Below are 13,821 nucleotides of genomic sequence, written 5' to 3'. Positions count from 1 at the left end.
GACGTCAACTTACATTGACGACCACTCAACCGTCAACCCTCGTTGACACCACCGTCCGCCACCGCGAGCCGTCACGCGTTCGTCAGCACGATCTTTCCGAACAGCTCGCCGCCCGCCATCCGCTCGAACCCCTCCCTCGCCCGGTCCAGCGGCAGCACCTGGTCGATCACCGGCCGCACCCCCGTCGCCGCGCAGAACGAGAGCAGATCCTCCAGCTCGTCCTTCGAGCCCATGGTCGAGCCGACAATCTTCAGCTCCAGGAAGAAGATCCGCGTCAGCTCCGCGTGCGAGGGCCGGTCGCCGCTCGTCGCGCCCGAGATCACCAGCGTGCCGCCGGGCCGCAGGGACTTGACCGAGTGCGACCAGGTCGCCGCGCCGACCGTCTCGATGACCGCGTCCACGCGCCGCGGCAGCCGCGCCCCCGGCTCGTACGCCCCCTCCGCGCCCAGCTCGACGGCCCGCTCCCGCTTGGCTCCATCACGGCTGGTGGCGTACATCCGCAGCCCGGCCGCCTTGCCGAGCACGATCGCGGCGGTGGCGACGCCGCCGCCCGCGCCCTGCACGAGGACCGAATCCCCGGGCCGCACGCCGGCGTTGGTGAACAGCATCCGGTACGCCGTGAGCCAGGCCGTCGGCAGACAGGCCGCCTGCTCGAAGCTGAGCTCCTTCGGCTTCGGCAGGACGTTCCAGGACGGGACCGAGACCTGTTCGGCGAACGTCCCCTGGTAGCGCTCGGTGAGGATGGAGCGGGGCTCGTCCGGACCGACGCCGTACCCGCTCTGGCCGATGACGGAGTGGAGCACGACCTCATTGCCGTCCGCGTCGATGCCGGCGGCGTCGCAGCCGAGGATCATCGGCAGCTTGTCCTCGGCGAGACCGACGCCCATGAGCGACCAGAGGTCGTGGTGGTTGAGGGAGGCGGCCTTGACGGTGACGGTGGTCCAGCCGGGCCGGGGCTCGGGGGCCGGGCGTTCGCCCAGCTCAAGGCCGTTGAGGGGGTGGTCACGGTCGATGCGGGCGGCATAGGCGGCAAACATGACCTTGAGCGTAGGGCGGGCGGGTGCGCGGCGGTACCGCACACCCGTGTGACACGCGCCCCAGGTTCCACCCGTTCGGCAGAAGGCCCGGCACCGACTTTCCTGGCGCACGCCCGCAGCCGGCCCACAGCCAGAAGAAAACCGCCCCGCACCCCCGGCAAGGGGGCACAGGGCGGTCCGCCGCACACCATCAGAACGTCAGCGCAGAACGTCAGCGCCGCGCCACGCCCTCCGCCCGCGCCGCCGCCGCCACCGCCGCCGTGACCGCCGGCGCGACCCGCTCGTCGAACGGCGACGGGATCACATAGTCGGCCGCCAGCGCGTCGCCCACCACGTCCGCCAGCGCGTTCGCCGCCGCGATCTTCATGCCCTCGGTGATCCGCGACGCCCGCACCTGCAGGGCGCCCGCGAAGATCCCCGGGAAGGCCAGCACATTGTTGATCTGGTTTGGATAGTCGCTGCGCCCCGTGGCCACCACCGCCGCGTACCGGTGCGCCACATCGGGGTGCACCTCCGGGTTCGGGTTGGCCATCGCGAAGACGAACGCCCCCGGCGCCATCGACGCGATCGCCGCCTCCGGCACCGTACCCCCGGAGACGCCGATGAACACGTCGGCGCCCACCAGCGCGCTCTCCAGGGAGCCGCTCAGCCCCGCGCGGTTGGTGATCCGGGCTAGCTCGCGCTTGACCGCCGTCAGGTCCTCGCGGTCGCTGCTGACGATGCCCTTGCGGTCGGCCACCGCCACATCGGCGATCCCGGCCTCCAGCAGGAACTTCGCGATCGCCACGCCCGCCGCGCCCGCGCCGGAGATGACGGCGCGCAGGTCGCCGAGACCGCGCCCGGTCAGCTTCGCGGCGTTGCGCAGCGCGGCGAGAGTCACCACCGCCGTGCCGTGCTGGTCGTCGTGGAAGACGGGGATGTCGAGGCGCTCCTGGAGCTTGCGCTCGATCTCGAAGCAGCGCGGCGCCGAGATGTCCTCAAGGTTCACTCCGCCGAACGAGGGCGCGAGCCGGACCACGGTCTCCACGATCTCGTCGGGGTCCGTCGTGGCGAGCGCGATCGGCACCGCGTCCACCCCGCCGAACTGCTTGAAGAGGATCGCCTTCCCCTCCATGACCGGAAGTGACGCCTCGGGCCCGATGTCGCCGAGGCCGAGCACCGCGGTCCCGTCCGTCACAACGGCGACGACCTGCGACTTCCAGGTGTACTCATGGACGAGCTCGGGCCGCTCGGCGATGGCGCTGCACACCTTGGCGACGCCGGGCGTGTACGCGAGGGACAGGTCGTCCTTGTCCCGCACGGGCACGGTCGACTGGATGGCCATCTTGCCGCCGCGGTGCAGGGCGAAAACCGGGTCGAAGGGCGACTCCTGCTCGCCCAGCTCGCCCTGCTCGCCCAGCTCCCCCTGTTCGCCCAGTTCGCCGTCGCTGTCGCTGTCGCTCCGAGGATTGACGATCTCCGCTGCCATTGATTAACCCCTTAGGTCTTCATCGGTTTGAGGGTGGCCACTCCTGGTTGAGGAGGGGTGGGCGGGCACCGCGTCCGTGCCCCGCCGCAGCGGTTGGCCCGCCTGGCAGGGGGAAGGTACAGACGCGCGGGCGCGCCGCACACGCGCCCTGAGCCCCGGATGAGGGGTGTAAACGTCCTTCTTACCGGACAAGCAGCACCGCCGACGAGTCGATATCAGTCCGGTGACATGACTCATGGCTGGATGTCTGGACAAGTCCGCAATGCGCCAAGAATGCCGCCCGCGACGCGCGACCGACCGTAGATCTTCCGGTCACAAGAAGGCATACCCGTAAAAGGTCCGGCCCTGATGTACCGGCCTGTTGGGGTCCGGGGGTGTCCCGTTACCCGATTTTGACATGCCTGGGCCCCTGATTGGGCTAGTCCGAATGGCAAGATGCCGAAAGCAGACAAGGTCGCAACACTCAAAGACGAGTACATGACCGCGCTGGAAAATCCCTGGAAAATCCCTCACCGCCGGAGGACCCCGACCATGACCGCTAGCACTACGCGCACCACGACCGCCGCGAAGGTCCGGAAGCCCTGGACGTCTCGGACAGCCGCGGTCGGCGCCATCGCGGTCGCCGGCGCCATGCTGCTGACCGCCTGCGGCGATCAGACCGACGGCGGCAAGGAGAGCCCCACCACCGCGTCGACCCAGGGTGCCCCGCTCCACGACCTGCTGCCCCAGGCCATTCAGGACAAGGGTGTCATCAAGGTCGGCTCGGACATCGCTTACGCACCTGTCGAATTCAAGGACAAGGACGGCAAGACGACCGGTATCGACCCGGACCTCGCCGACGCGATGGGCAAGCAGCTCGGCGTGAAGTTCCAGTTCGAGAACGGTGTCTTCGACACCCTGGTCACGGGTCTGCGCGCCAAGCGCTACGACATCGCCATGTCCGCGATGACCGACACCAAGGACCGCCAGGAAGGCGTCGAGGGCGGCAAGAAGGTCGGCGAGGGCGTCGACTTCGTCGACTACTTCACCGCCGGTGTCTCGATCTACACCCCGAAGGGCAAGGACCAGGGCATCAACGGCTGGGACGACCTCTGCGGCAAGAAGCTCGTCGTCCAGCGCAACACGGTCTCCAACGACCTGGCGAAGGACCAGTCCACCAAGTGCACCACGGAGGGCAAGAAGGCGATCACGATCGAGGCGTTCGACAACGACCAGCAGGCCCAGACCCGCCTGCGCGGCGGCGGCGCCGACGCCGGTTCGGCCGACTCGCCGATCGCCGCATACGCGGTGAAGACCTCGGGCGGCGGCAACGACTTCCAGATCGTCGGCGAGGCCGTCGAGGCCGCTCCGTACGGCATCGCCGTCGCCAAGGGCAACGACCAGCTCACCAAGGCGCTCCAGACGGCCATGAACGCCATCATCAAGAACGGTGAGTACAAGAAGGTCCTCGCCAAGTGGGGCGCCGAGGCCGGCGCGGTCCCCGAGGCCGTAATCAACGGCGGCTCCTGATCGAGTGCTCGATCACGGAGCTGAGAGGCAACATCTGTGACTGACATCAAGAAGGTGGGACCGTCCGACACGCCCCCCACCCCGCCCGCGGGACCGGAGGCCATCAAGGCCATCCCCGTCCGGCACTACGGGCGGTATGTGTCGGCGGTCGTCGCCATCGCCCTGCTGGCGTCGATCGTCTCCGCGTTCGCCCGGGGCAAGATCAACTGGAATGCGATCCCCGACTACTTCTTCGACGACCGGATCCTGGACGGTGTGGGCCAGACCCTGCTGCTCACGTTCCTGTCGATGGCCATCGGCATCGTCGGCGGCATCCTGCTGGCCGTCATGCGGCTGTCGAAGAACCCGGTGACCTCGTCCATCGCATGGTTCTACATCTGGTTCTTCCGGGGTACCCCGGTGCTCGTCCAGCTGATGGTCTGGTTCAACCTGGGCCTGGTCTTCGAGTACATCAATCTCGGCCCGGTCTACAAGGACTACTGGTCCTCGTTCATGACGCCGCTGCTGACGGCGCTGCTCGGGCTCGGCCTCAACGAGGCCGCGTACATGGCGGAGATCTGCCGCGCCGGTCTGCTCGCGGTCGACGAGGGCCAGACCGAGGCCTCACACGCACTCGGCATGAGCCACGGCAAGACCCTGCGCCGGATCGTGATCCCGCAGGCCATGCGGGTGATCGTGCCGCCCACGGGCAACGAGGTCATCAACATGCTGAAGACGACCTCGCTGGTGTCGGCGGTGCAGTTCTACGAGCTGTTGCGGCAGGCCCAGGACATCGGGCAGACCTCCGGCGCGGCAGTGGAGATGCTCTTCCTGGCCGCCGCCTGGTATCTGATCCTGACGACGGTGTTCAGCATCGGCCAGTACTACCTTGAGAGGTACTACGCACGCGGTTCCAGCCGCAGCCTGCCGCCGACCCCTCTGCAGCGGATCAAGCTCAATGTGCTGCGCCTCGGCCGCGCAAAGGGAGGCGTCGTATGACCGCCATGGTGAAGGCCGAGGGCGTCCACAAGTCCTTCGGCGCAGCGCACATCCTCAAGGGCATCGACCTCGAAGTCGCCCCGCGCGAGGTGTTCTGCCTGGTCGGCCCCTCCGGTTCCGGCAAGTCGACGTTCCTGCGGTGCATCAACCACTTGGAGCAGATCAACGCCGGGCGGCTGTACGTCGACGGCGAGCTGGTCGGCTACCGCCAGAAGGGCAACAAGCTCTACGAGCTCAAGGACAGCGAAGTCGCCGTGAAGCGCCGGGACATCGGCATGGTCTTCCAGCGCTTCAACCTCTTCCCCCACATGACGGCGATGGAGAACGTCATGGAGGCGCCGGTCCAGGTCAGGGGCGAGACGAAGGCGGTGGCCCGGGCGCGTGCCGAGCGGCTGCTCGACCGGGTGGGCCTGTCCGACAAGGCCAAGAACTACCCGTCGCAGCTGTCCGGCGGCCAGCAGCAGCGGGTCGCCATCGCCCGCGCGCTGGCGATGGAGCCGAAGCTGATGCTCTTCGACGAGCCGACGTCGGCGCTCGACCCGGAGCTGGTGGGTGATGTCCTCGACGTCATGCGCGGCCTCGCCGAGGACGGCATGACGATGATCGTCGTCACGCACGAGATGGGCTTCGCGCGCGAGGTCGGCGATGCGCTGGTGTTCATGGACGACGGTGTGGTGGTGGAGTCGGGCCACCCGCGCGAGGTGTTGACGAACCCGCAGCACGACCGTACGAAGGCGTTCCTGTCGAAGGTCCTTTAGGCGGTACGCGTACGAGAAGGGGCGATGCGGACACGGGTCCGTACCGCCCCTCCTCTCGTACGTCTGGTACCCCCGACGCCCCCCGCTATTACTTCGTGTACTCCGCGGGGAGCAGCTCGGGCCGCAGCAGCAGCTCGCGGAACTGCGCACGCGTGAGCGGCGGGGTCTTCAGCAGCGGCCCCAGCTCGCCCTTGCCCGCGAAGCCGGTGATGTCCCGGGAGAGGAGCACCTGACCGCCTTTCAGCGTCAGCTGCGCGGTGAGCTCGGCCCCCCAGCGCGGCTCCCCGCTCGTGTTGGCGACCGGCTTCCGCCAGATGGTGAGGACACGACCGTCGGGAAGCTTCTCGCGGACGCAGTCGAGTCGCACCCCCGCCTGGGGGTCCGGCGCGCAGAGATCGTCCGCCATTCCCTTGCCGCCGGTCTTGCCGTCGATGTACTTCTGGTCCTTGATCTCCATGGAGAGGTAGCCCACGCCGCCGTCCCGGCTTATCGCGTACTGCCCGTCGAGCGGTCCGACGTACTTCGGCTCGCCCTTCTTCGGGTTCGCCATCTTGATCAGCACGTCCCAGCGGACGCGCTCGATGGTCCCCACCTCGGCGGGCAGCAGCTTGGCCAGTTGCCTGGCCTTGGCCTGGTCGCCCTTGTCCTCGGCGAGTCGGGGCGGGGCGGCGACCGAGGTGGTGTTGTTGTCCTGGGCCGCCAGCACGGGGACGGAGACCGCTCCGGCCGCGACGAGGGCGAGTGCCGCGCCGCTCATGACCGCCCGGCGCCGCCACCGCACCTTGGCGGCCTTGGCGTACACGGCGTCGGCGCTGACCGTGGAGCGGCCGACGTCCGCGACGGCCCGCCCCAGCAGCTCCTTGGCACCGCTCATGCCGTCGCCCTTGTCCCCGCCCATGTCGTTCATTGCGTCCTTCATACGAATGCCTCCTGCACCTCGGCGCGCAGCGCCGCAAGCCCCCGAGCCGCATGGCTCTTGACCGTGTTCTCCCGCATGGAGAGCACCTCGGCGGTGGCCGAGACGCTCAGGTCTTCCCAGTAGCGCAGCACCAGCACGGCGCGCTGCTTCGGGCTGAGCCGGGCGAGCGCCGCCCGTACCACCAGCCCGGTGTCCGCTTCCGTGTCCGTCAACGGCTGTACGTTGTCGGGCAGTTCGCCGTACGCCTGCTCGCGCCGCCAGAACCGGCGGCGGGAGGCGATAAAGGTGTTGACCAGGGTCTTGCGGGCGTACGCCTCGACGTTGTCGAGGCGCTGCAGCCGCCGCCCGCCGAGCACCACTTTGACGAGTGTCGTCTGGACCAGGTCCTCGGCCTCGTCGCGGTCGCCGCACAGCAGACAGGCGCTGCGGAACAGCGCGGTGCGTCTTCCCTCGACGAAGGCGTGCAGCGCGGCGTCCGCGTCCGCGTCGGTCTGCCTCATCCCCGCCCCTCTCCGGGCCCGCGGGTGCGGACCGTCTCACCCTTCCAGTGCGGTGGGACGGCAAGAAGGTTGCGGCTGCTTCGGGGAAGCTACTTCAGGGCCAGGAGCAGCGTGTCGGAGGGTGCGGCCCGAAGGTGACGCGGTCATCGCCATCGAAGTGCCCCTCGGCGGTGGTCAACCGGGCGGGGTCCAGGTCGGCCCCGTACTGGTGGCCTTCGGGAACCGGTTGAGCAGCCGGTCCGTAATACTTCCCGTACCGCATGCGAGGTGCGTCTGCACACCGGAACCCTCCCATCCGTAATACCCTCAAAGCAGAGTGAGCTCTTACGCCGAACCTAGAGCGCCGCAGTAAGGACTACAAGTGGAACTGGCCTATTACTCGGACTACGCCGTGCGCCTGGTCAACACCGAGGAACCGGCTCGCAACAAGGACTCCCTTACCTCCGTCGACGCCATCCGCGAACTCTTCGGGGCGTCCTCCCAGCCTGCCCGCCGCGCCACGGACGCGGATGTCACGCGCTTCCGCTCCGTACGGGCGAGACTGCGCGCGGTCTTCACCGCCGCCGACTCCGGCGACGAGACGCGGGCGGTCGACCTGCTCAACTCGCTGCTGCTGGAGTTCCCGGTCAACCCGCAGATCTCGGGCCACGACTTCCGGGACGAGGACGGCCACCCGAAGTGGCATATGCACCTGGCCGACCACCCCTCCAACGCGACGGCGGGGTACGCGGCGATCGCCGCGATGGGCCTCGCGTTCCACCTGACGGAGTACGGGGTCGACCGGCTCGGCCTGTGCCAGGCGGCGCCGTGCCGTAACGCGTATCTCGACACATCGACAAACCGATCCCGCCGCTACTGCTCGGACCGCTGCGCGACCCGCGCCAATGTGGCCGCCTACCGCGCCCGCAAACGTCTGGAAACCGAACGGACGGAACGGTCGGCAAGCACCGGCCGCACCGCCGACACAACCCAGGAGACGAGCCCGCGCACCGACCGCTGATCCTCGGCGAGCGGCCGGTATCTGCCGCGTACACGCCCCAGCAGCAGCTCGTGGGGCACGGTCCCGAAGACCCGGCTGTCCCCCTCGGCCCCGGGATTGTCCCCGAGCACCCACCAGCCGCCCTCGCGCCGCTCGACGAGCCGCTTGACGATGAGCAGATCCTGCTGCAGCGGATGGCGCAGTACGGCGACATCGCCGGCCCGCATCTCCGCGCCGTAGTGCACCAGCAGCTGATCGCCGTGTTTCAGCGTCGGGTACATGGAAGGACCCATCACCTCGGCGACCCCGAACGGCACTCGTGGCTCCCGCCCCTGCTCAGTCATCCGCCACCTCCCAGTCCCAACGGCATGTTCGGCCACTGGTCCCATACTGACCCCGGACTTTTGTCGTAAGCCCTAGGGGGCACTCGCGAAAACGGGTCTCTCACGGAGTAATGTCCCACCTGAGAAGACGATCACGAGGAAGGACGGCTCAATGCTCTCCCGCCTGTTTGCCCCCAAAGTGAAGGTCAGCGCCCACTGCGACCTCCCCTGTGGTGTGTACGACCCGGCCCAGGCCCGCATCGAGGCCGATTCGGTCAAGGCCATCCAGGAGAAGTACCAGGCCAACGAGGACCCGCACTTCCGGGCCCGCGCCACGGTCATCAAGGAGCAGCGCGCGGAGCTCGCGAAGCACCACGTCTCGGTGCTGTGGAGCGACTACTTCAAGCCGCCGCACTTCGAGAAGTACCCGGAGCTGCACCAGCTGATCAACGACACCCTGAAGGCGCTGTCCACGGCGAAGGCGTCGACGGACCCGGCGACGGGCCAGAAGGCACTGGACTACATCGCTCAGGTCGACAAGATCTTCTGGGAGACCAAGAAGGCTTGATCTTTGCCTAGGCCGTCTGACCTGCGTTTTCGCGGGTCGCGTCGCCTACCTGTCCGCACCCGGTCCGCAGGCCGCCGAGAACGGCGTCCATGACGGAGCGGGTGCGGTCTTCTTTGCCCGGCCACAGGTGGGCGTGTAGTGACGGCGGACGCGTGCCCAGCGACCCATGTGGCGCCGTTACTCCCATGCGGTAGCGGCGCTACTCTCAACGCGTTGGCGGTTGCCACCTCTCGACAGGAGCGGCGGGTGATGTCGTTGGGGTTGGCGAAGGACCGCCCGGTCAGGGTGGTCTTGCGGAAGATCCGTCACCAGCCTTCCCGCGGGACCGCTCGGCCTCGGTGATCCGCCGCTTGCTGCCTGCCCGCCGAGATCCTCCAGCCCGGCGTGGTGGAAGCGGCGCAGCCAACGCCGCACGTCACACCCGGATACCGACCGAACGACTCAGCTCAGTTCAGCTCCAGTCGGTCCGGTAGCCGGGCGGTCGCAACACCCGCAGCAGCTCCTCGTCAGTCGCCCGGTGCGTACGCGTGAGCAGGCCGCGCAGCCTGTCCTCCCCCGTACGCACATCGAGCGCCGTCACGCTGAACACCCGGCCGTCGCGGCGCTGGTAGAGGGCGAGCGAAGGGGCGCTGGTGCCGGTCCGGTGCGTGACGACCCTGGCGATGCCGCCGCCGAGGTCCGTACAGGTGCGTGTCTTCGTCGTCACGCACGCCTCGGCGGGCGGCAGTTGCATGCGGTACGTCACCAGCGCCAGCGGGTCGTCGGCGGTGGGCAGCGGGAACGGGAAGGTGACGCTGAAGCCGGAGTCGTACGTCTCCCCCAGCGCGCCCTCGCGCGGAGTGCCGTCGGGAATGTGCAGCTCCTCCCACGGCCAGGGCGCCGGCCTGGTGAGGTCCATCAGGTCCCGGCGGTCCTTCGCCCGGTCCAGTCCGGCGTCGACACGCTGGAACACGGTCCATCCGACAGCGGTCACGACCATCACCGTGACGGCCGTGACCGCGGTCACGGTGATCGCGACGGGGAGGCGGGGGCGGGGTATCCGGGCCATGGTGACGATCATGCCAGCAGCCGCACACCCCGCACCCCTCACAGGTCGGCGGGAACTTCTCGTACGCGCAGGGGCGTTGGCGCGGCGTCACACACCTCGGTTCCGGCGCCACGGCCGCGCCCCGGCAACCACCATGCCCGCTCCCCCAGCAGCGCCATCGCCGCGGGCAGCAGCACCCCGCGTACCACCGTCGCATCGATGAGAATGGCGACGGCCATTCCCACGCCCAGCATTTTGTACTCGATCGCCGACAGGATCACGAAGACCGAGAACACCCCGGTCATGATGGCCGCCGCGCTGGTGACGACCCCTGCGCTGGCGCCGATCCCGCCGACGATCGCCTCCTTCGGATTCACTCCCCCCGCGAACCAGCGTTCGCGGATCCGGCTGAGGATGAAGATGTGGTAGTCCATGCTCAGCCCGAACAGAATGATGAACATGAACAGCGGCAGCCAGCTCACCACTCCCCCGTAGGAGTTGAAGCCGAGCACCGATTCCAGGTGACCGTCCTGGAAGATCCACGCCAGCACTCCGTACGCCGCCCCGATCGACAGCAGATTCAGCGCGATCGACACCAGCGGAATGGCCACCGAGCGGAACGCGACGAGAAGCACCACGAAGGCGAGGGCGAGGACGAAGGCGAAGACGGCGGGGGTCCGTTCGCGCACCTGCCGGGCGAAGTCGTACGGCGTGGCGGTGCGGCCCGCGACCGCGTACGAGACTCCGTCGATCTGCCCGACCGTCGCGGGCAGCGCCACGTCCCTGAGCGTGTGCAGCGCCCTTACGGAGGCGGGGTCGGTGCCCGTGCCGCCCAGGGGCACCCGTACCACCAGCGTCCCGCCGACCGGGACCGCGGTGATCGGCTCCCGCAGCGCGCCCTCGCTCGCCGCGGCCTCGGCGTGCAGCCGGTCCACCGCGGCGCGCACCTCGGGGGTGTCGGCGGAGACCACGACGCGGGCGGGCGTCGGCGCGCCGGGGAAGGCCCGCTGCATCCGGATCGCCGCGTCGACGGCGGCCGAGACCCCAGGCCGCAGGCTCTGCGTCTGCGCGGCGTCCTGGAGGTGGATGGAGAACGCGGGCAACGTCAGGACGACGAGGGCCAGCGCCGCCGCCGAGCCCGTCAGCAGCGGGCGGCGGACGACGGCACGGGCGATGGACGTCCAGACGCGCGACTGGCCCGCGGCCGTGCGGCGCCTGCCGAGCCAGGGCACCCGCGCCCTGTCGACCCGGTCGCCGAGCGCGGAGAGCAGCGCGGGCAGCACGGTCACCGAGCCGAGCACGGCGAGGCCCACCACCAGGAGGGTGCCGAGGGTGAGGCCCTTGAAGACGTCGATGCCGGTGAGCAGCAGCCCGGTCATGCAGACCATCACGGTCAGTCCGGAGACGAGCACCGCATGGCCGGAGGTGCGGGAGGCGATGGCCAGTGCCTCACGTACGGAGCGGCCCGCGGCCCGCTCCTCGCGGACCCGGCGCAGTGAGAACAGCGAGTAGTCGATACCGACCGCCATGCCGATGAGCAGCACGATGGCGGAGGCGGCACTGTTGAACGGGACCCACTGGGCGGCGAATTCGAGCAGCCCGAAAGCGGCGGCGACGGCCGTGCCCGCCAGCAGCAGGGGCAGGCCCGCGGCGATCAGCGAGCCGAAGACGAAGAGCAGGATCAGGAGGGTGAGCGGGAGGGCGGTGGTCTCCGCGCGCTTCATGTCGCCCTGGATGCCCTCGTTGACCGCTTGCGAGAGGCTGCGGTCGCCGGCCTGGGCGATACGGGTCCGGGGGTGGCGGTCGCGTACCTCCTCGACGGCGGCGAGCGCGGACTCGTAGTGGGCCTCGAACCGCGCGTCCGGGCCCGGGACCTCGAAGGTGACGAGGTGCGAGCGTCCGTCCTGGGACACCCAGCGCCCGCCGTTCGCTCCGGCCGGGGAGCCTCCGGGCGCGGAAGCCCCGGCCGCGGAGTCTTCGGCCGCAGAGCCTCCCACCGAGGAGCCCCCGAGCGGGGAGCCGATGTCGTGCGCCGCGTCAGGAATCCGGCGCAGGGTGGCCACCAGATCCGCCGTGGCCGCGCGGCGCTCCTTCTCGGTGCCCGCCTGGATCAGCACGCTCTCGCGGATCGAGTCGCCCGCGTCCTGGGCGTTGACCAGGTCCTGGGCCCTGCCCGCCTCCCCGGGGTCGCTGTGCGGCGCCGGGGAGGCGCCCGCGAGGGCGCTCGACATGACGGCGACCACGACCAGGAGCAGCCAGGCGGTGATGGCCCGGAAGGGGTGGCGGGCGGACCAGCCCGAGACGGCTTCGACCGCTCCGGCCTGCCGTGACTTGATTTTGGGCAGCATGAGCTGCTCTCCTTCACTCGGAGGGTCGTTCCCGTGGAACTCGCCCATGGCGAGGTGGTACGGCTTCCATTCCTGGGCCGCCGAGTTGCAGCTCTGCGGCCCAGGGTCTGTCTCTTGCGTGCGATCGGTCGGTCGGCCGTCGGTCGATTACTCGACTACTCGACGTCCTTGAGGATCCGCTCCAGCGAACCGGTGCGTCCCTGCAGATCGGTGAGCTGCTCGCCCAGTTCCGCCAGCTGCCGCTCAGTACGCCGCTGGCCCGCGACCGCCTGTTCGGCGAGCGCCTTGAGCTCGTCCTCGCGGGCGAGCGCCGACCGCGACCGCCGCCCCGTCACGAGGTACCAGAGCGTCATGGTGACCACGATGATCAGCAGGGTGAACAGCCCTATGGCCCCGATGATTTCCTGCCACTCGTGCTCATTCATGAGGTGATCCCTTCTCGTCGCCGCTGCTCAGCGTCCGTACCGCAGTGACGATGTCCTCCGGCGTCAGGTGCAGCGCGAACGCGTTCACCTCGTAGAACTTCATGGCTTTCCCGTCGTCCGACAGCTCCAGCCGCGACGACACCAGGCCGGCCGCTTCGAGCTTCTTCAGATGGACCTGAAGCAGTGCCCGGCTGATGCCCAGCTCCCTGGCCAGCCTGCTGACGTAGTCGCGCCCGCCGGCCGTGAGCGCCGCCAGGACCCGCAGCCGGTGCGGATTGGAGAGCGTGGCCATCATGCGCACCAGCTCGTCGCCTGTCATGCAAAGAAAAGTTAGCAGGTGCCGAGTTTCATTGCTAGCGGGTAGGCGACACGCTTCCGCCGACAGCGGAAGAGGGCAGAAGTATCCGGGATCCGATGAATCCTGGCCGCACAGAACGGACCCAGGAGGCCGCATGATCGAAAAGAGTGAGCGCGCGAGTACGCCGGGCGAGCGCCCGGCGACGCTGCACGAGGCCGTGGGCGGCACGGACGCGCTGCGGCGGCTGAGCAGCACCTTCTACGACGCCGTCCTCGCCGACCCGCTGCTCGCACCCGTCTTCGCGGACTTCACCGCCGCGCACATCGAGCATGTCGCCGTCTGGCTGGCCGAGATCTTCGAAGGACCGGCCCGCTTCACCGCCGAACTGGGCGGTCATCAGTCCCTGCTCCGCGCCCACCTCGGGCTCTCGATCACCGAGGAGCAGCGGCTGCGCTGGATGGAGCTGATGACCGACGCGGTGGCAAAAGACCTCCCGGACGACGAGCTGCTGCGCCGCCGGGTCGTGGAGTACTTCAACTGGGGTACGAAGATCGCCCGCGAGGTCTCGGCCGACCCGGCGGGCACGGACCTGGGCGACCCGGGTCCGACGCCACGCTGGGGCTGGGACGGGCTTCGCTGAGGCCTGTGCCGCCGCCCCTCAGCTGTCCGCCGGCGTCGGCGTCG

15 protein-coding genes and 2 pseudogenes are annotated in these 13,821 nt (G+C 69.2%); 6 read left to right on the top strand and 11 right to left on the bottom strand.

Annotated elements, in window-relative coordinates; translation table 11 throughout:
* Positions 1–71 precede the first annotated feature (71 nt).
* Entirely contained in the window at positions 72–1,037 is a 966-nt protein-coding gene (locus ACIHCQ_RS06615; RefSeq protein WP_399658566.1) for a zinc-binding dehydrogenase, read from the bottom strand.
* 211 nt (positions 1,038–1,248) lie between these two features.
* Positions 1,249–2,505 carry an NADP-dependent malic enzyme gene (locus ACIHCQ_RS06610; protein ID WP_399658564.1) on the bottom strand — a complete coding sequence of 419 codons (1,257 nt, stop codon included), beginning with the start codon at positions 2,503–2,505 and terminating at the stop codon, positions 1,249–1,251.
* 531 nt (positions 2,506–3,036) lie between these two features.
* On the opposite strand from ACIHCQ_RS06610, the gene ACIHCQ_RS06605 reads away from it, so the two are divergent.
* Genes ACIHCQ_RS06605 through ACIHCQ_RS06595 form a run of 3 tightly spaced genes read left to right on the top strand, consistent with a single transcriptional unit; the run spans position 3,037 to position 5,750 of the window.
* Positions 3,037–4,014, top strand: coding sequence for an ABC transporter substrate-binding protein (locus ACIHCQ_RS06605; RefSeq protein WP_399658563.1), 978 nt, complete (start codon positions 3,037–3,039; stop codon positions 4,012–4,014).
* Positions 4,015–4,050: 36 nt separating this feature from the next.
* Positions 4,051–4,992 carry an amino acid ABC transporter permease gene (locus ACIHCQ_RS06600; protein WP_399658561.1) on the top strand — a complete coding sequence of 314 codons (942 nt, stop codon included), beginning with the start codon at positions 4,051–4,053 and terminating at the stop codon, positions 4,990–4,992.
* Positions 4,989–5,750, top strand: coding sequence for an amino acid ABC transporter ATP-binding protein (locus ACIHCQ_RS06595; protein ID WP_399658559.1), 762 nt, complete (start codon positions 4,989–4,991; stop codon positions 5,748–5,750). The genes ACIHCQ_RS06600 and ACIHCQ_RS06595 overlap by 4 nt, the downstream gene beginning before the upstream one ends.
* Before the next feature lie 88 nt (positions 5,751–5,838).
* Here the strand turns inward: ACIHCQ_RS06595 and ACIHCQ_RS06590 are convergent, their stop codons facing one another.
* From ACIHCQ_RS06590 to ACIHCQ_RS06580, 3 genes and pseudogenes are all read right to left on the bottom strand, one after another.
* On the bottom strand, positions 5,839–6,669 hold the full coding sequence (locus ACIHCQ_RS06590; RefSeq protein ID WP_399658558.1) for a hypothetical protein: 831 nt from the start codon (positions 6,667–6,669) through the stop codon (positions 5,839–5,841).
* On the bottom strand, positions 6,666–7,169 hold the full coding sequence (locus ACIHCQ_RS06585; RefSeq protein ID WP_399658557.1) for a SigE family RNA polymerase sigma factor: 504 nt from the start codon (positions 7,167–7,169) through the stop codon (positions 6,666–6,668). The genes ACIHCQ_RS06590 and ACIHCQ_RS06585 overlap by 4 nt, the downstream gene beginning before the upstream one ends.
* Positions 7,170–7,299: 130 nt before the next feature.
* Positions 7,300–7,436 (bottom strand): annotated as a pseudogene (locus tag ACIHCQ_RS06580) (SAM-dependent methyltransferase); the annotation flags it as partial.
* 94 nt (positions 7,437–7,530) lie between these two features.
* Between ACIHCQ_RS06580 and ACIHCQ_RS06575 the strand changes: the two are divergent.
* Positions 7,531–8,169 (top strand): CGNR zinc finger domain-containing protein, encoded by a 639-nt coding sequence (locus tag ACIHCQ_RS06575; protein WP_399658555.1) that lies wholly within the window; start codon positions 7,531–7,533, stop codon positions 8,167–8,169.
* On the opposite strand, the gene sodX is transcribed toward ACIHCQ_RS06575, so the two are convergent.
* Positions 8,064–8,492 carry a nickel-type superoxide dismutase maturation protease gene (sodX, locus tag ACIHCQ_RS06570; RefSeq protein WP_399658554.1) on the bottom strand — a complete coding sequence of 143 codons (429 nt, stop codon included), beginning with the start codon at positions 8,490–8,492 and terminating at the stop codon, positions 8,064–8,066. The two genes, ACIHCQ_RS06575 and sodX, sit on opposite strands and share 106 nt — an antisense overlap.
* 151 nt (positions 8,493–8,643) lie before the next feature.
* On the opposite strand from sodX, the gene sodN reads away from it, so the two are divergent.
* Positions 8,644–9,039: a superoxide dismutase, Ni gene (sodN, locus tag ACIHCQ_RS06565; protein ID WP_399658552.1), complete on the top strand. Its 396-nt coding sequence runs from the start codon at positions 8,644–8,646 to the stop codon at positions 9,037–9,039.
* Positions 9,040–9,046: 7 nt separating this feature from the next.
* Here the strand turns inward: sodN and ACIHCQ_RS06560 are convergent.
* The 5 genes and pseudogenes from ACIHCQ_RS06560 to ACIHCQ_RS06540 all read right to left on the bottom strand — a co-directional run.
* A pseudogene (locus ACIHCQ_RS06560) lies at positions 9,047–9,178 on the bottom strand (site-specific integrase); the annotation flags it as partial.
* 312 nt (positions 9,179–9,490) lie between these two features.
* Entirely contained in the window at positions 9,491–10,087 is a 597-nt protein-coding gene (locus ACIHCQ_RS06555; RefSeq protein WP_399658551.1) for a hypothetical protein, read from the bottom strand.
* Between the two features lie 38 nt (positions 10,088–10,125).
* The gene (locus ACIHCQ_RS06550) at positions 10,126–12,414 is read right to left on the bottom strand and encodes an MMPL family transporter (protein ID WP_399658550.1); all 2,289 of its coding nucleotides are present in this window, start codon (positions 12,412–12,414) and stop codon (positions 10,126–10,128) included.
* A gap of 155 nt (positions 12,415–12,569) precedes the next feature.
* Positions 12,570–12,839, bottom strand: a complete 270-nt coding sequence (locus ACIHCQ_RS06545; RefSeq protein ID WP_399658549.1) for a hypothetical protein — start codon at positions 12,837–12,839, stop codon at positions 12,570–12,572.
* Complete coding sequence (locus ACIHCQ_RS06540) at positions 12,832–13,158, bottom strand: ArsR/SmtB family transcription factor (protein ID WP_399658547.1); 327 nt, start codon at positions 13,156–13,158, stop codon at positions 12,832–12,834. Before ACIHCQ_RS06540 ends, ACIHCQ_RS06545 begins: the two co-directional genes overlap by 8 nt.
* Before the next feature lie 133 nt (positions 13,159–13,291).
* On the opposite strand from ACIHCQ_RS06540, the gene ACIHCQ_RS06535 reads away from it, so the two are divergent.
* On the top strand, positions 13,292–13,777 hold the full coding sequence (locus ACIHCQ_RS06535; RefSeq protein WP_399658546.1) for a group II truncated hemoglobin: 486 nt from the start codon (positions 13,292–13,294) through the stop codon (positions 13,775–13,777).
* Positions 13,778–13,821 lie beyond the last annotated feature (44 nt).

Origin of the sequence: Streptomyces sp. NPDC052236 (assembly GCF_044548015.1) — a bacterium.
Lineage (GTDB): Bacteria > Actinomycetota > Actinomycetes > Streptomycetales > Streptomycetaceae > Streptomyces.
The sequence above is the reverse complement of the archived record's forward strand: the minus strand, read 5'-3'. Positions and strand labels throughout refer to the sequence as shown.